16 protein-coding genes are annotated in these 15,254 nt (G+C 70.3%); 12 read left to right on the top strand and 4 right to left on the bottom strand.

What is annotated here, in order from left to right; genetic code table 11:
* Positions 1–33: 33 nt before the first annotated feature.
* The 8 genes from D1J51_RS07715 (at position 34) to D1J51_RS07745 (ending at position 10,119) form a co-directional block, all read left to right on the top strand.
* Positions 34–966 (top strand): 4-(cytidine 5'-diphospho)-2-C-methyl-D-erythritol kinase, encoded by a 933-nt coding sequence (locus D1J51_RS07715; protein WP_240423038.1) that lies wholly within the window; start codon positions 34–36, stop codon positions 964–966.
* A 283-nt stretch (positions 967–1,249) separates the two neighbouring features.
* Positions 1,250–1,504, top strand: a complete 255-nt coding sequence (locus D1J51_RS07720) for a FitA-like ribbon-helix-helix domain-containing protein (RefSeq protein WP_119074660.1) — start codon at positions 1,250–1,252, stop codon at positions 1,502–1,504.
* The gene (locus D1J51_RS07725) at positions 1,501–1,920 is read left to right on the top strand and encodes a type II toxin-antitoxin system VapC family toxin (protein ID WP_119074604.1); all 420 of its coding nucleotides are present in this window, start codon (positions 1,501–1,503) and stop codon (positions 1,918–1,920) included. The genes D1J51_RS07720 and D1J51_RS07725 overlap by 4 nt, the downstream gene beginning before the upstream one ends.
* Before the next feature lie 126 nt (positions 1,921–2,046).
* A complete protein-coding gene (locus tag D1J51_RS07730; protein WP_119074605.1) occupies positions 2,047–2,721 on the top strand; it encodes a DsbA family oxidoreductase in 675 nt (224 codons plus the stop codon).
* A 20-nt stretch (positions 2,722–2,741) separates the two neighbouring features.
* Positions 2,742–2,894, top strand: a complete 153-nt coding sequence (locus D1J51_RS17875) for a hypothetical protein (protein WP_162903713.1) — start codon at positions 2,742–2,744, stop codon at positions 2,892–2,894.
* 104 nt (positions 2,895–2,998) lie between these two features.
* Complete coding sequence (locus tag D1J51_RS17880) at positions 2,999–3,157, top strand: hypothetical protein (RefSeq protein ID WP_162903714.1); 159 nt, start codon at positions 2,999–3,001, stop codon at positions 3,155–3,157.
* Between the two features lie 71 nt (positions 3,158–3,228).
* Positions 3,229–5,013, top strand: a complete 1,785-nt coding sequence (locus tag D1J51_RS07740; RefSeq protein WP_119074607.1) for an ABC-F family ATP-binding cassette domain-containing protein — start codon at positions 3,229–3,231, stop codon at positions 5,011–5,013.
* A 405-nt stretch (positions 5,014–5,418) separates the two neighbouring features.
* On the top strand, positions 5,419–10,119 hold the full coding sequence (locus D1J51_RS07745) for an ExeM/NucH family extracellular endonuclease (RefSeq protein WP_240423040.1): 4,701 nt from the start codon (positions 5,419–5,421) through the stop codon (positions 10,117–10,119).
* 90 nt (positions 10,120–10,209) lie between these two features.
* Here D1J51_RS07745 and D1J51_RS07750 read toward each other — a convergent pair whose 3' ends face one another.
* The gene (locus D1J51_RS07750) at positions 10,210–11,214 is read right to left on the bottom strand and encodes an arsenic resistance protein (protein WP_119074608.1); all 1,005 of its coding nucleotides are present in this window, start codon (positions 11,212–11,214) and stop codon (positions 10,210–10,212) included.
* Between the two features lie 95 nt (positions 11,215–11,309).
* Positions 11,310–11,636: a ferredoxin gene (gene fdxA, locus D1J51_RS07755; RefSeq protein WP_119074661.1), complete on the bottom strand. Its 327-nt coding sequence runs from the start codon at positions 11,634–11,636 to the stop codon at positions 11,310–11,312.
* 63 nt (positions 11,637–11,699) lie between these two features.
* On the opposite strand from fdxA, the gene D1J51_RS07760 reads away from it, so the two are divergent.
* Positions 11,700–12,131: a MerR family transcriptional regulator gene (locus D1J51_RS07760; RefSeq protein ID WP_240423042.1), complete on the top strand. Its 432-nt coding sequence runs from the start codon at positions 11,700–11,702 to the stop codon at positions 12,129–12,131.
* 68 nt (positions 12,132–12,199) lie between these two features.
* Here the strand turns inward: D1J51_RS07760 and D1J51_RS07765 are convergent, their stop codons facing one another.
* Entirely contained in the window at positions 12,200–12,604 is a 405-nt protein-coding gene (locus D1J51_RS07765) for a nuclear transport factor 2 family protein (protein WP_119074609.1), read from the bottom strand.
* Positions 12,605–12,679: 75 nt separating this feature from the next.
* Between D1J51_RS07765 and D1J51_RS07770 the strand changes: the two genes are divergently transcribed.
* From D1J51_RS07770 to D1J51_RS07780, 3 genes are all read left to right on the top strand, one after another.
* Complete coding sequence (locus D1J51_RS07770; protein WP_240423044.1) at positions 12,680–13,057, top strand: winged helix-turn-helix transcriptional regulator; 378 nt, start codon at positions 12,680–12,682, stop codon at positions 13,055–13,057.
* 332 nt (positions 13,058–13,389) lie between these two features.
* Positions 13,390–13,962: a TetR/AcrR family transcriptional regulator gene (locus tag D1J51_RS07775; RefSeq protein ID WP_119074611.1), complete on the top strand. Its 573-nt coding sequence runs from the start codon at positions 13,390–13,392 to the stop codon at positions 13,960–13,962.
* A complete protein-coding gene (locus D1J51_RS07780; protein WP_119074612.1) occupies positions 13,959–14,912 on the top strand; it encodes an EamA family transporter in 954 nt (317 codons plus the stop codon). The genes D1J51_RS07775 and D1J51_RS07780 overlap by 4 nt, the downstream gene beginning before the upstream one ends.
* Positions 14,913–14,944: 32 nt before the next feature.
* Here the strand turns inward: D1J51_RS07780 and D1J51_RS07785 are convergent, their stop codons facing one another.
* A complete protein-coding gene (locus D1J51_RS07785; protein WP_205547807.1) occupies positions 14,945–15,232 on the bottom strand; it encodes a DUF6457 domain-containing protein in 288 nt (95 codons plus the stop codon).
* Positions 15,233–15,254: the final 22 nt, after the last annotated feature.

The following is a 15,254-nucleotide window of genomic DNA, read 5'->3' on the forward strand; positions in this document are numbered from 1 at the left end:
TTCGGGCTGCGGCGGTGCGCTAGCGTTGAGTGCATGAGCACCAGGGGGATGCGATCGGTCACGGTGCGGGCGCCGGGCAAGATCAACGTGTTCTTCCGCGTCGGCGCTCCTCAGAGGGACGGGTACCACGAGGTGGCGTCGCTCTACCAGGCGGTCTCGCTGTTCGAGGAGGTGACGGCCGCCGCGGCCGAGGGCTTCTCGGTGCGCTTCACCGGCCCGATCGACGCGAGCGGGCTGCCGCTCGACGACAGCAACCTGGCGCTCGCCGCGGCCAGGCTGCTGGCCGAACGCACCGGCCACGCGGGCGGGGCGGCGCTGACGGTGTTCAAGCGGGTGCCGATCGCGGGTGGCATGGGCGGCGGATCCGCCGACGCCGCCGCGACGCTCGTGGCCTGCGACGAGCTCTGGGGCACCGGTCTCGGCCGCTCGGGGCTGCTGCCGCTCGCCGCCGAGCTCGGCGCCGACGTGCCGTTCGCGCTGGAGGGGGGCACCGCCGTCGGCACGGGCCGCGGGGACGAGTTGAGCCCCGCCCTCGCCAAGGGCGTCTTCCACTGGGTGCTGGCGCTCTCCGACACGGGGCTCAGCACCCCCGTCGTCTACCGCGCGCTCGACGAGCACCGCGACGCGCACGTGCACGCACTCGGCCGTCAGCCGGACACCGTGAAGGTCGACACCGCGGTGCTGCAGGCGGTGCGGGTGGGCGACGCCGGCTCCCTGGCCGAGGCCATGCACAACGACCTGCAGGTCGCGGCGCTCAAGCTGGCTCCCGAGCTGGCCGAGATGCTCGAGCTGGGAGAGTCGCGCGGGGCGCTGGCGGGCATCGTCTCGGGATCCGGCCCCACCGTGGCCTTCCTCGTCGGCAGCGCGCAGGCGGCCGCCGAGCTGCGCAGCGTGCTCGGCCGGGCGCGAGTGCGCGCGCTCACCGTGACCGGCCCGGTGCCAGGCGCCAGGGTGCTGGAGGGGTGATCGCCGTCGCGGTCGCGCCGTCGGGAACGCATCCGCCGCGGCCAGGAGTAGCGGGTCTGCCCCGGTGCGGTACCCCGCAGGAGCGAGAAGATCCAGGTCGACATCTGGTCCGACATCGCGTGCCCGTGGTGCAGGCGTACGACGCCGGGGGTTCTTGCGACGCGGGTGGAGCAGTCGTCGACTCTCGCGATGGGGCTCTCGGGTAACGAGGTTCTGGCGACGCGTCGTATGAGTGACAGCATTCTGTTGGAATGCTGTCACGGAGGGTTCTGAGGTGATCATCATGGCTGTTCTGACGGTGCGGAATGTGCCCGATGAAGTACATCGGGCACTGCGCGTGCGCGCAGCTGAGCACGGCCGCAGCGCAGAGGCTGAAGTGCGGGAGATTCTGCGCGCGGCAGTCGTGCCATCGCAACGGGTGCTGCTCGGCGACGCGCTCTCATCGCTCGGTCGAGACCTTGCGCTCACCGGGGGTGAGGTGGACGCGCTCGAGGCATCGCGCGATCGTACCCCGGCAGAACCTCTGACCTTCCAGTGATCGTCCTCGATACCAACGTCGTCTCCGAAGCGATGCGGCCCGAGCCGACGCCCGAGGTTGTGGGCTCGCTCAATGCGCAGTCCGCAGAGACGCTGTACCTTTCCAGCGTGACCTTTGCGGAGTTGCTCTTCGGTATCGGGGCGCTGCCTGCGGGGAGGCGGAAAGACCGGCTCGCCAGCGCTCTCGACCGACTGCTGGGGCTGTTCCCCGGGCGGGTGCTCCCCTTCGATCAAGAAGCCGCGCGACGCTATGCGGAGATCGCGGTGACGGCTCGGGCAGTCGGACGACCCATGCCCATGGCGCATGGCTACATAGCCGCGACTGCCGCAGTGCACGGCTTCGCCGTCGCCACCAGGAACGTTAAAGACTTCACCGATACCGGCGTCGAGCTCATCGATCCCTGGACGCGTAGCTGACGCAAGCCAGAAGTGATCTCCAAGAGCTCGCATGGTGTCGCCACATGTCGTCGCCGATCTTCTGTAGGTCGACAGAGAGATGAAATTTCTCGGAATACCAAGGGTCTTCTGGTAGTTCTATCGATCATGTCAGCAACCATCAGAGTCGACATCTGGTCCGACATCGCCTGCCCGTGGTGCTACCTGGGCAAGCACCGTTTCGAGGCGGGCGTCGCCGCGTTCCGCGAGAGCCGCCCCGACGTCCAGGTGGAGGTGGAGGGGCACAGCTTCGAGCTGGCGCCCGACACCCCGCTCGACTTCGCGGGCAGCGAGGTCGACTTCCTCGTGAAGCACAAGGGGATGCCCGCCTCGCAGGTCGAGCAGATGCTCGGGCAGATGACGCAGCTGGGCGAGGCGGAGGGCGTGACGTTCGCGTTCGATCGCGTGCGGCACGCGAACACCGCCCGGGCGCACCGGATCCTGCACCTCGCCAAGGAGCACGGTGCACAGACGGCGCTGCAGGAGCGCCTGTTCCGGGCCTACTTCTCCGAGGGGGAGGACATGTCGGATCCCGAAACGCTCGTGCGGCTCGGCGCCGAGGCGGGCCTTGATCCGCACGCCGTGCGCGCGGCGCTCGACGACGAGGCGTACGGTGCGGCCGTCGAGCGGGATATCGATCGCGCTCGCATGCTCGGCGTGAGCGGAGTACCGTTCTTCTTGATAGACCAGAAGTACGCCGTATCGGGCGCGCAGTCGGCCGAGGCCTTTGCCGAGGCTCTCGAGCAGGTGCTCGGGCTGCGCGAAGGCGCATCGAACCACTGAGGAACAACGGAGGAACACGGATGAGCGAGAACACCAAGACCGAGACGAGCGATCTGAACGCCGACGCCGGCATCGCGTCCGCGGCGACGGCGGAGAGCGCCGAGATACTCAACCTGCTCGGCGACGCGGAGTCGGGCGGGTCGTGCTGCGGAGGATCCTGCCACAGCGCCTGACGGCAACCGGCCGCGTGCGCGAGGACGGGGTGCCGTCGGAGGTCGAGGGGCGACACGCCATCAGTTCCCCTCGGGACCAACCTCGCGACGGCGTTTGGATCGCCGTGTCCGAGTTCGAGAGCGAACCCCGGATCGTTGCGCCGTGCAGCAGCCCGCAAGAGGCTGAAGACTTCTGCGAACAGCAGGGGGATCTCTTGGAGGATCTGGCGTACGCGTTCTCCCCGTTCGTCTACCGCTTCGGTGGCGGCTCGCGGCATACCTAGCGCGTCCGCACGGCGCATCCGCGCCGCATGCGACGAGCCGAGGGCGCCGCGGAGCCTAGACTGGAGGGGTTATGGCGCATCTTCTGGGGGCCGAGGCCCTGCACTTGGAGTTTCCGACGCGCGCGGTCTTCGATTCGGTGACGCTCGGCGTGAGCGAGGGCGACCGCATCGGGATCGTGGGCCGGAACGGCGATGGCAAATCCTCGCTGCTGGCGACGCTGTCGGGCCGGATCGAGCCGGACTCCGGCCGGGTGACGCGGCGCGGTGGAGTGCGAATAGGCGTGCTCGATCAGTCCGACACCCTGGATGATGTCGCGACGGTCGGACACGCGATCGTCGGCGACCGGCCCGAGCACGAGTGGGCCGGCGACGCGAAGGTGCGCGACGTGATCGGAGGGCTCGTCTCGGACCTGCCCTGGGAGGCCAGGATCGGCACGCTCTCGGGCGGACAGCGGCGTAGGGTCGCGTTGGCGGCGCTGCTGGTCGGGGAGTGGGAGATCGTCGCCTTGGACGAGCCGACGAACCATCTCGACGTCGAGGGCATCTCGTGGCTGGCCGAGCACCTGAAGACGCGGTGGCCGCGGAATGCCGGAGGCCTTCTGGTCATCACGCACGACCGCTGGTTTCTCGATGAGGTCGCGACCACCACCTGGGAGGTTCACGACCGGACTGTGGAGCCGTTCGAGGGCGGCTATGCCGCCTATGTGCTCCAGCGGGTCGAACGGGACCGGCAAGCCGCGGCGATCGAGGCGAAACGGCAGAACCTCATGCGGAAGGAGCTCGCCTGGCTGCGCCGCGGCGCGCCGGCTCGAACGTCCAAACCGAAGTTCCGCATCGACGCCGCCAATCAGCTCATCGAAGACGTGCCGCCGCCCCGAGACCGCCTGGAGCTGTCTCGCCTCGCCGTGGCGCGTCTCGGCAAGGAGGTGATCGACCTGCTCGACACCTCGGTGTCGTTCGACGGCCGCGAGGTGCTGCGGGACGTCGAGTGGCGGATCGCGCCCGGTGAGCGCGCGGCGATCCTCGGCGCGAACGGCGCCGGCAAGTCCACGCTGCTCGGCCTCATCGCGGGAACCGTCGAGCCGACCGCAGGCCGGGTCAAGCGTGGCAAGACGGTCAAGCTCGGAGTGCTCGACCAGCAGTTCCGCGAGCTGGAAGACATCGCCGGCGAGCGAGTGCGCGACGTGCTCGCCCGCACGAAGGCGAGCTACGTCGTCGACGGCAAGGAGCTCACGCCAGCGCAGCTGCTCGAACGGCTCGGCTTCGCCCGCGAGCACCTGTCCGCTCGGGTCGGAGAGCTCTCCGGCGGCCAGAAGCGGCGCCTGCAACTGCTCCTCGTGCTGCTGTCGGAACCGAACCTGATCGTGCTCGACGAGCCTTCGAACGACGTCGACACCGACATGCTCGCGGCGATGGAGGACCTGTTCGACTCCTGGCCGGGAACGCTCGTCGTCGTCTCCCACGATCGCTATCTCGTGGAGCGGATCACCGACCAGCAGTACGCGATCATCGACGGCGGGCTGCGGCATCTGCCCGGCGGGGTGGACGAGTATCTGCGGCTGCGGGACGCCGGCACCGGTGCGCCCCCGGCGGCCAAACCGGGCTCCGCACCCGTGCCGGATGGCTCAGGACTGTCGGGCGCGGATGAGCGCGCCGCGCGCAAGGAGCGCGCCGCGATCGAGCGGAAGCTGGAGCGGCTGGCCGAGCGCATCGCGAGCATCCACGAGCGGATGGCCGCTCACGATCAGAGCGACTACGAAGGCATCGGACGACTGAGCGACGAGTCGCGGGATGCCGAGGCGGAGACCGCTGCGCTGGAGGAACGCTGGTTCGAGCTGACAGCCCTCGTCGGCTGACTCCCGAGGCCGATCCGGCGTGGACACCGGGTCCGGCGCGCCGCTAGACGGGCGCCTGGCGACCGGTCTGCTGCGCATCGCGGAGGGGCTCGCTCGCGGCCGCCGCCGGACGGGCGAACGGTGGCGAGAGAGCGCGTGCCGCGGTGTCCGCACCGGAGCGGGACCCGGCGAACGCCGCTGCGTGAAATCTCGGTGACCGTTCGGCGAACACCCCCGGGTGGGGTGACGGGCCGCCCTAGTGTCGGAGTCGTGCGCTTTCTGCTGCGTCACCGGCGGTCCCTCCCGCGGCCGTCGTCAGTACCCTCTGAGGAGAGAACACCGATGATCCCCACCCCTGACGATGCGACCCGTGAGGGGCGCGAATCATCCTCTGGCCGGAGACGGAGGCGCCTGGGCGCCCTCGCCATGACCGCAGCCGTCGCGACGGGCCTCGGCTCGTTGATCGCGGCGCCCGCAGTCGCCGCACCGACGGGGACCGGAGTCGTCATCAACGAGGCGTACCTGTCCGGCGGCAGCGCCGGGGCGGCGTTCACGAACAAGTTCGTCGAGCTCTACAACCCCACGACCGAGGCGATCGCCCTGGACGGGATGTCGCTGCAGTACCGCTCCGCCTCCGGAACCGGCGCGTCCACGAGCGTGCTGCCGCTGTCGGGCGAGATCGCGGCCGGAGGCTACTTCCTCGTGCAGGGCGGCAGCAACGGCGCCGGCGGCGAAGCGCTGCCCGCCCCGGACGCCACGGCCGGCGGCCTGAACCCGAGCGGAACGGGCGGCACGATCGCGCTGGTGCAGGACGCCGCCGCGGTCGCGCTGCCGACCGGTTCCCTCGCGGGCGCCTCTGGCGTCATCGACGCGCTCGGCTACGGCACCTCGAACACCTTCGAGGGCGCGGCGGCGGCCGGGCCCCAGAACAACACCGATGTGAAGTCGCTGAACCGCACGGGCGGCGCCGACACCGACGACAACAGCGCCGACTTCTCGCTCTCGGCGACGATCACCCCGCAGAACTCGGGGGACGGAAGCGGCACCGATCCGGGCACGGACCCGGGCACCGATCCCGGCACGAACCCCGGCGCCGACCCGGGCGGCGCCCAGACGGTCTCCATCGCCGAGGTGCAGGGCACCGGAGACGTCTCCCCGATGGACGGACAGACGGTCACCGTCGAGGGCGTGGTGACGGGCGACTACCGCACCGGCGGCTACAAGGGCATCGCCATCCAGACGCAGGGCTCCGGCGGAACGGAAGACGCGACGCCCGGAGCATCCGACGGCATCTTCGTCTTCCTGAACAACCTGGCCGTCGGCGATCCGCAGATCGGCGACCGGGTCTCCGTCACGGGACAGGTCGGCGAGTACTACGGGCAGACGCAGATCGCTCCCGCGAACGCCGGCGCGGTGGAGCTGGTCGAGGCCGGCGTCGGCGTGCCGGAGCCGACGCCCCTGCCCGGCGACGTGGTGGGCGCAGGCCGCGAGGCATACGAGAATCAGCTCGTCGCGCCGGAGGGCGCCTACCTCGTGGCCTCATCGCACCAGCTCTACAACTACGGCACGCTGTGGCTGAACCCCGGCGCGCTCAACGTCAAGAGCACCGAGCAGGCGCGTCCGGGCTCCGAGGCCGACGCGATCGCCAAGGCGAACCGCGCATCGCGCATCCTGTTGGACGACGGCTGGTCGCTGCAGCTGAACAACGCCGCGCACACCGGTGAGCAGCCGTACTACACGAAGGACGCCGTCGTGCGCAACGGCGACGCGGTCGAGTTCGCCCAGCGCGGTTACATTCTGCAGTGGGGCTTCAACGACTGGCGGCTGCAGCCCGTCGTGCCGATCGACGACTCCAGCGATGCCCAGTACAGGGCGACCTTCACGGCGAACAACCCGCGACCGACGGCGCCGCCGGAGGTGGGCGGCGACCTGCAGGTGGCGGCGTTCAACGCCAACAACTACTTCACGACCCTGAAGAGCGAGAGCTCGAACGCGCGCGGCGCGAAGGATGCCGGGCAGTTCGCGACCCAGAAGTCCAAGACCGTCGCGGCGATCAACGGGCTCGACGCCGAGGTCGTCACGCTCCTGGAGATCGAGAACTCCGTCAAGTTCGGCAAGCCGGCGGACAGCGCGCTGAAGGACCTCGTCTCGGGCCTGAACGCCGAGCTCGGCTCGGAGCAGTGGGCGTACGTTCCGACGCCGAAGGCGCTGACCGATGCCGCGACCACCGACTACATCACGAACGCGATCATCTACAAGAAGGACGCCGTCGCGCCCGTCGGCGACGCGGTGACGGTCAGCGATGAGACGGTGTGGGGCAACGCGCGCGAGCCGATCGCGCAGACCTTCGACGCGAACGGCCGGATCGTCAGCGTGATCGCCAACCACTTCAAGTCGAAGTCGCCGCCGAAGGGCGCCGGAGAAGAGCCCGCCGACGGACAGGGCTTCTTCAACGAGGATCGCGTGAAGCAGGCGCAGTCGGTGCTCGAGCTCTCGAAGACCGTGCAGCAGGCGTCCGGCAGCGACGACGTGCTGCTGGCCGGCGACTTCAACTCCTACGCGAAGGAGGACCCGGTCAACGTGTTCGCTCAGGCGGGCTGGACCGACCTGCTGCCGGCGAATGCCGACGGCCAGTACGCGTACACGTTCGACGGTGAGCGCGGATCGCTCGTCCGCGTCATCGCCTCGCCCTCGCTCGTGGGCTCGATCACCGGTGCGGGCGCGTGGGCGATCAACTCGGCGGAGTGGGGCGATCGCGGTTACGCCTTCGGCGCGGCCGAGGCCGGGAGCCCGTACCGCTCCAGCGACCACGACCCGGTCACGGTCGGGCTGTCCGCCCAGGCGGGCCCGGTCGACGTCGACATCGCCACGATCAACGACTTCCACGGCCGGATCGAGGCGGACGGCGCGTCGGCGGGGGCCGCCGTGCTGGCCGGTGCCGTGAAGCAGCAGCGCGAGGCGAACCCGAACACGATCTTCGCCGCCGCGGGCGACCTGATCAACGCGTCGACGTTCACCTCGTTCATCCTCGACGACAACCCGACGATCGACGCGCTCAACGCCGCCGGTCTCGAGGTCAGCGCCCCGGGCAACCACGAGTTCGACCGGGGCTGGGACGACCTGCGCGGCCGCGTGCAGGATCGCGCCGACTGGGAGTACGTCTCCTCGAACGTGTTCTCGACCGAGACCGGCAAGCCCGCGCTCGCACCGAGCTGGGTGAAGAACGTCGGCGGCGTCCGCGTCGGGTTCGTCGGCGCGGTCACCGAGGAGCTCGGCTCGCTGGTGTCGCCGGACGGCATCGCGAACCTCGACGTGCGCAGCATCGCCGACTCGGTGAACGCCGCGGCCGACGACCTGCGTGACGGCGACGAGTCCAACGGCGAGGCCGATGTCGTGATCCTGCTGGTGCACGAGGGCGCGACGACCACCGACGTCTCGAGCATCACGCCCGAGTCGCCGCTCGGCAGGATCGTGAACGGGGTCGACTCCGACGTCAACGCGATCGTCTCCGCGCACACGCACCTCGCCTACAACCAGGTCATCGACGGCCGACCGGTCGTCTCGGCCGGGCAGTACGGTCAGAACTTCGGGCTGATGGATCTGCAGGTCGATCCGAAGACGAAGAAGCTGCTGTCGATCAACAACGAGATCAAGCCGCTCACCAAGGACGGCAAGCCGCTGTACGAGCCGGTGGCCGAGGTGCAGAAGATCGTCGATGACGCGAAGAAGCAGGCCGATGTCGTAGGCGCCAAGAAGGTCGGCGAGATCACCGCCGACCTCAACCGGGCGCGGCAGAGCGACGGCACGACCGAGAACCGCGGTGGCGAATCGACGCTCGGCAACTTCGTCGCCGACGTGCAGAAGCAGTCGACCGGCGCAGACCTGGCGGTGATGAATCCGGGCGGACTGCGCACCGACCTCACGTACGCGTCGAGCGGGGGATCCGACCCCGACGGCAACGTGACCTACCGGGAGGCGGCGACCGTGCAGCCGTTCGCGAACACTCTGGTCACGTTCGACCTCACCGGCGCGCAGTTGAAGCAGGTGCTCGAGGAGCAGTGGCAGCCGGCGAGCGCGAGCCGGCCGTTCCTGAAGCTCGGGGTCTCCAGGGAGCTGGTGTACACCTACGATCCGACCGCCGAGGCAGGCTCACGCATCACCTCGATGCTGCTGAACGGCGAACCGGTCGACCCGGAGGCCGCCTACCGTGTCGCGGCGAACTCGTTCCTCGCGGCCGGCGGTGACAACTTCACCACCCTCGCCGACGGCGTGAACCGGAAGGACAGCGGCAAGATCGACCTGCAGTCGATGGTCGACTGGTTCTCCCAGAACACCACCGCGACCCCGGATGACTCGCAGCGCGCGGTGGGCGTCGTCCTCGACGCGGCCCCGGCCGGCGGGTACCCGGCCGGATCCGAGGTCACCGTCGCGCTGTCGTCGCTGGCGTTCAGCGGCGGCGAGCCGGCGCCCGGAGCGGTGACCCTCGCCCTCGGCGACACCGTGCTGGCCACCGGCGAGGTGGACCCGACCGCGGTGGACACCGGAGACGAGGGCGGCCGTGCGACGCTGACCTTCACGGTTCCCGCCGGCGCGGCCGGCGCGCAGCAGCTCACCGCGAGCGTCGCGGGAACCGGCACGACCGCGCAGATCCCCGTGAAGTTCGCCGAGGCCCCCGCAGCAGGCCCCGAGGTGAAGCTCGACGCCGCCAGCGTCGAGGCAGGCGGCACGGTCACCGTCGCAGGCTCGGGCTTCGAGCCCGGCAGCGAGGTCGCCTTCGAGCTGCGGTCCGACCCGGTCGGGGTCGGCGCCGCGCGCGTCGGCGGCGACGGATCGTTCCAGAGCATCGTCACCGTCCCCGCGGACACGCCCGCCGGCGATCACCAGCTCGTGGTGATCGCCGCCGACGGCACCGAGATCGCCACGCCGCTGACGGTGACCGCGGCGAACGGCGGCGGGAACGGCGGTACCGGAGAAACGCCGGCAGCCGGTGGCGGCACCGGTGCGGGCGGCTCGGGCGGCCCGCTCGCCACCACCGGTGGCGATTCCCCCGCGCCTTACGTCGTGATCGCAGCGCTCCTGATGGTGCTCGGGGCCGCGCTGGTCGCTCGACGGCTCCGGCGAGGCTGACACCTCGCGACGCGTGCCTGCGGCCGCCGCCCCACCCGGGCGGCGGCCGCAGGCACGCGGGCCTCGATCATCGCCGTCGAAGTGCCCGCTTCATCTGCGATCCGCGTCGATCCCTGAAGGAATCGCAGCCTCAGCCGAACCTCGCACGAGACGCGGGATCAGCCGGACGAAGACCACCATGACGATGAGTTCGACGAGCGTCTGAGTGACGACCACCAGGGGGGCCAGGTCGAACTTCGCCGGAAGAGCCAGCACGAGGGGGAGAACGACCAGGGAGTTCCGCGTCGCGCCGCTGAACACGATGCTTCTCGTGCCCGGAAGATCAAGGCGAGCAATACGACCCGCGCCCGCGCCGATGGGGATCATGACCGCGGCGAACAACACGTAGATGGGCACGGTGAGCAGCAGCGATCCGAGCTGCGCTCCCACCCCGGCGATCTGCGAAGCGACCACGATCGCCAGGGTGAGCACCATCAACGGCACCATCGCGTCCGTCACGATCTTCTGCGCCTTCGCGCCCCAGCGAGTGCGGCCGGCTGCGAGCTGTGTGAGGCCGGCGGCTATGAGAGGGATCGCGATGATGAGCACGAACGCCTCGACGAACGGAGCGAACTCGACGGACTGAACGAATTCTGCACCGACGAACAGCCAGAGGTAGAGGGGGAGCAGGAGCATCTGGGTGATCATGAGCAGGGGGGCCGCGACGAGCAGTCGCTCCTCGCTGCCTCCCGCCAGCCCGCTGAAGACGATGACGTAGTCGATGCACGGAGTGAGCAGCACGAACAGCACTCCGACGAGGAGCACCTGGTCATTGGCTACGAACCTCGACAGCAGGAAGACCACCACGGGCACGACGAGGAAGTTCACGGCGAAGATCGTGACCAGGAATCTCCAGTCCCGGAAGGAGTGACCGATCCTGCCGAATGGAATGCCGAGGAACGTGGCGTAGAGCAGCACCGCGAGCGCGGGGTGGATGGCCGTCTCGGCTGGGTGTGCGAGCCCCGGGATGACCAAGCCCAGGATCGCGCCGAGGGCCATTCCGCCAAGGTATAGCGCTACCTGGTGCCGTTCCATCCACGCCACACTCGTTTGCATATCAACGGACCTCATTCTGACCTCATCGGGTTCGGGCGGTTCCCGACTGCGGCCGGCTCGACGCCGGTCCGGCGGCGTGTGCCGCTGTCGGTTACTTACTCGGGCTGATGCTGCGGGGGAAGCGCAGCGACGATCGGGTGATCCCTGGGGATGGGGCCGACCTTCGCCGCGCCGCCGGGGGAGCCGAGGTCGTCGAAGAACTCGACGTTCGCGGTGTAGTAGTCGGCCCACTGCTCGGGGAGATCGTCCTCGTAGTAGATCGCCTCGACCGGGCAGACGGGTTCGCACGCGCCGCAGTCCACGCATTCGTCGGGGTGGATGTAGAGCATCCGCTCGCCTTCGTAGATGCAGTCCACCGGGCACTCGTCGACACAGGCGCGGTCTTTCACGTCGACGCAGGGCAGGGCAATCACGTATGTCACGTTCACCACCCTAAACCTTAGAGCCGAGTTGAAGGTCAAGTCGGCTGCATCTAGAGTCGACGCATGGGCATGAAGATCTCAGAGGTGGAAGCGCGCAGCGGCGTTCCGGCCAGCACGCTGCGCTACTACGAGTCTCTTGGACTGCTCGCGCCGCGGCGCTCCGATAACGGCTACCGGGCGTTCACCGAGAGCGACATCCAACGTCTCGATTTCATCGGCTCTGCGAAGCAGCTGGGTCTGGAGCTCCCCGAGATTCTCGACCTGCTGGTGCTCGCGGACGCGGGCACCTGCACCGGCGTCAAGGCCTCCCTTCAGCCGGTGCTCACGGGCCGGCTCGAAGAGGTGGATCGACAGATCGCCGCACTGTCCCGGTTGCGCGACCATCTCGTCTCCGCGCGAGATCACGTCGTGTCCTGTCCCGACAGCGACGAGCCCTGCAGGTCAGAGTGCGCGTTCAAGGTGCTGGCGAGAACGCAGACCGCGCACCAGGGGTAGAGCGGCGTCACTGCTCGCGCTGCGGGGCGGGATCCCCGTTTCCCGACCCCGCCCCGCTGGAGCGGTGTCTACTCGGCCGCGCCCCAGAACGCGTCTTCGGCCGGGCCGTCCTCGGAGAAGAGGCGCACCTCGGCGATCTCGCCGGCGCGCACCGTGAGCAGGTCGACGCCCGCCATGTCCATCGCCGCGCCGTCGCGGGCGCCGGTGAACCGCACGGGAACTGCCACGAGCTCACCGTTGGCCATGGCCGGACCGGTGACCGCCAGCCGGAAGGTGCCCTGGCTGACCTCCATCATGCCGCCGAGCAGCGCCCCGACCCCCTCGACGCCGTTGTGGTCGCCCGAGAACCGGTTGGCGCCCGGCTGGTGCCACACGACACCCGCCCCGAACATGCCCATCGCCGCGGGGACGTCGCCCGAACCCAGCGCCTCGAAGTAGGCGTTCGCAACCTCGATCGGGGACTTCTCGCTCATCTCAATACTCTCCATTCGTTCCGTCTTCCGGTGCTCGCACTGCCCTGAGCGTGTGCGATACTCCCATTAGTGCACATGCTGCATCGGTTACGTCAACTGCACTACAGGAACGGGGCGAAGATGGATCAGGCCGACCTTCCCGAGTGCGGCGTCGCCCGGTTTCTGATGCTGTTCGACGGCCCGTGGGCGACGCTCATCATCCGCGAGCTCATGCACGGTCCGCACCGCTTCGGCGAACTCCGAGATGCCCTGCCGGGTATCAGCGCCCACACCCTGACCAACCGCCTGCGCCTGTTCGAGGCGCGGGGCATCGTCACGCGCACCGCGTACCCCGAGATTCCGCCCCGCGTCGTCTACGAGCTGACGGATCTCGGATGGCAGCTGCGCCCCGTGCTCGACGCCATGTACGAGTGGGGGATGAACGCCCCCGTCTCCGCGTTCACGCCGACGTAGACCGACCGCGGATCCGGAAGCCCAGCGAACCGCCGAGTCGCCATCGAAACCGCGAGATGTCACGGAGATCTCCGGATCGCTCGAGGCCTTGGGGCCGCTCGGCGAAGGGGTCCGCTCCGCAGGGAGCCGGTCTCCCAGAGGAAGGCACGGTCAACGCGCTCGTCGCGCTGACGATCGATGGAAGCCGGGGCGCGAGCGGCCCCGGTTCTGGCGCCCCGGAAGAGCCCGGTCCGCGACCCTTCCGGACCGCACCCGCCATGCGGCGGTCTTGCGGCGGCCCCGGAGCTAGGTAGACTGGTCTACCTAGCTCGTCGAACAGAGGTGAGGCTCTCATGGCAGACGGATCCGGATCCGCCCGGGAGCGGCTGCTCGAGGCCGCGGCGCGCGAGTTCTATGCGCGCGGGATCGTCGCGACCGGGATCGACACCATCACCGCCGCCGCCGGTGTCGCGAAGCAGAGCCTCTACAACAACTTCGCCTCGAAGGGCGAGCTCGTGCTCGCGTACGTGCGCGCCCGCGACCAGGAGTGGTTCGAGCTGTATCGCGGGCGCGCGGTGGAGGCCTCCGGGCCGCGCGAGCGGGTGCTCGCCGTGTTCGACGCCTACGTCGACCACGCCGAGGCGGCGTACGAGCACCGCTTCCGGGGGTGCGGGCTGCTCAACGCGGCGGCCGAGCTCGAAGCCGACGATCCGGCGCGCACCGCGGTCCGCGAGCACAAGGAGCAGGTCGAGCGACTGCTCCGCGAGCACCTCGCGGAACTGACCGATCCGGAGCGCGCGGCGGCCATCGCCGAGCACCTCTGCTTCCTCCTCGAGGGGGCCACGGCCCGAGCCGGGCTCGAGGGGGTGCCCGCGCGCCTGCTGCGCGCCCGCGGCATCGCGGCCGGGTTGCTGGACGCGCTGTGAGGGAGTGGCGCGGTCCGGCCGCGGTGCTCGCCGCCGCGGTGCTCTGGGGCACCACCGGCACCGCGGCGACTCTCGCCCCGCAGGCGAGCCCGCTCGCGATCGGCGCCGCCGCGCTGGGGATCGGCGGATTGCTGCAGGGGGCGATCGCGGTGCGCGAGCTGCGCCGGGAGCGGCGCCTGCTGCGCGCCCGAGCGGGTCTCATCGCGCTCGGCGCCGCGGCCGTCGCGATCTACCCTCTCGCGTTCTACAGCTCCATGCGCCTCGCCGGCGTCGCCGTGGGCACGGTCGTGTCGCTCGCCTCGGCGCCACTCGTCTCGGGGCTCGTCGAGCGCCTCGTCGACGGTCGGCGGCTCGGCGGGGTCTGGCTGATCGCCGCGGGGCTCGGGATCGCGGGAAGCGCCGCGCTGTGCCTGTCGAAGGCGGGCGCGGCGCCCGATGACGCCGCGGCGGCGGTGCTCGGGATCGGGCTCGGAGTGATCGCGGGGGCCGCCTACGCGCTGTACTCCTGGGTCGTGGCCCGCCTGCTGAACGGCGGTGTCGGGCGGGGTGCGGCGATGGGGTCAGTGTTCGGCTGCGGCGGCGCCCTGCTGATGCCCGTGCTGCTCGCGACAGGCGGGCCGCTGCTCGCCTCGGCGTCGTCGTTCGGGGTCGCCGCGTACATGGCGCTCGTGCCGATGTTCGTCGGTTACCTGCTCTTCGGCTACGGCCTCACGCGGGTGCGCGCCAGCACGGCGACCACGCTCACGCTGAGCGAACCCGCGGTCGCGGCGGTGCTGGCGGTGCTGGTGGTGGGGGAGCGGCTGCCGCCCGCGGGGTGGATCGGTCTCGCGACCATCGGCGCCGCGCTCCTGGTGCTCGTGGCGCCCGCCCGGCCCGGCGCCGCCCGGCCCGGGGCCCGTCCCGCCCGGCGCCGCTTGGAGATGCGTGCTCGGCCGGCGGAGTCCGGCTGAGCGCGTTCGACGGAAGCGGGTGCTCCGACGACTCAGCCGCCGGCGCCGCGATGGCGGGCGGCGAGTGCGACCAGGCGCTGCGACAGTTCGGCGAGCGCCTGCTCCGTGCTGGAGCCGGTCCGCTCGGCCCGCCCCACGGCGAGGCCGAGGAGGTAGGCCGACACCGGCGCGGCGGGTCTCGCGACGTCGTGGGCCACGTCGCGCGCCAGGTCGAGCACGGTGGAGGTGGCCGCGGTGTCGGGATCGAGGCCCAGCTCGGCCGATGCGGCGATCACCCAGTCGTCGAGGGCCGAGGGCGGCAGGTGGGCGGCTGCGTTCATGAGGGAATCCTCCCGGGTGGGG

The sequence above is a fragment of the Leucobacter sp. wl10 genome (genome assembly GCF_003569785.1).
Taxonomy (GTDB): Bacteria; Actinomycetota; Actinomycetes; order Actinomycetales; family Microbacteriaceae; genus Leucobacter.

Bases quoted from the DNA above. Each gene is read 5' to 3' on its own strand.
- D1J51_RS07745 (WP_240423040.1), top strand. From the start codon at position 5,419: ATGACCGCAGCCGTCGCGACGGGCCTCGGCTCGTTGATCGCGGCGCCC.
- D1J51_RS07720 (WP_119074660.1), top strand. From the start codon at position 1,250: ATGGCTGTTCTGACGGTGCGGAATGTGCCCGATGAAGTACATCGGGCA.
- D1J51_RS07775 (WP_119074611.1), top strand. From the start codon at position 13,390: ATGGCAGACGGATCCGGATCCGCCCGGGAGCGGCTGCTCGAGGCCGCG.
- D1J51_RS17875 (WP_162903713.1), top strand. From the start codon at position 2,742: ATGAGCGAGAACACCAAGACCGAGACGAGCGATCTGAACGCCGACGCC.
- D1J51_RS07760 (WP_240423042.1), top strand. From the start codon at position 11,700: ATGGGCATGAAGATCTCAGAGGTGGAAGCGCGCAGCGGCGTTCCGGCC.
- D1J51_RS07785 (WP_205547807.1), bottom strand. From the start codon at position 15,232: ATGAACGCAGCCGCCCACCTGCCGCCCTCGGCCCTCGACGACTGGGTG.
- D1J51_RS07715 (WP_240423038.1), top strand. From the start codon at position 34: ATGAGCACCAGGGGGATGCGATCGGTCACGGTGCGGGCGCCGGGCAAG.
- D1J51_RS07740 (WP_119074607.1), top strand. From the start codon at position 3,229: ATGGCGCATCTTCTGGGGGCCGAGGCCCTGCACTTGGAGTTTCCGACG.
- D1J51_RS07765 (WP_119074609.1), bottom strand. From the start codon at position 12,604: ATGAGCGAGAAGTCCCCGATCGAGGTTGCGAACGCCTACTTCGAGGCG.
- D1J51_RS07770 (WP_240423044.1), top strand. From the start codon at position 12,680: ATGCTGCATCGGTTACGTCAACTGCACTACAGGAACGGGGCGAAGATG.
- D1J51_RS07750 (WP_119074608.1), bottom strand. From the start codon at position 11,214: ATGCAAACGAGTGTGGCGTGGATGGAACGGCACCAGGTAGCGCTATAC.
- D1J51_RS07730 (WP_119074605.1), top strand. From the start codon at position 2,047: ATGTCAGCAACCATCAGAGTCGACATCTGGTCCGACATCGCCTGCCCG.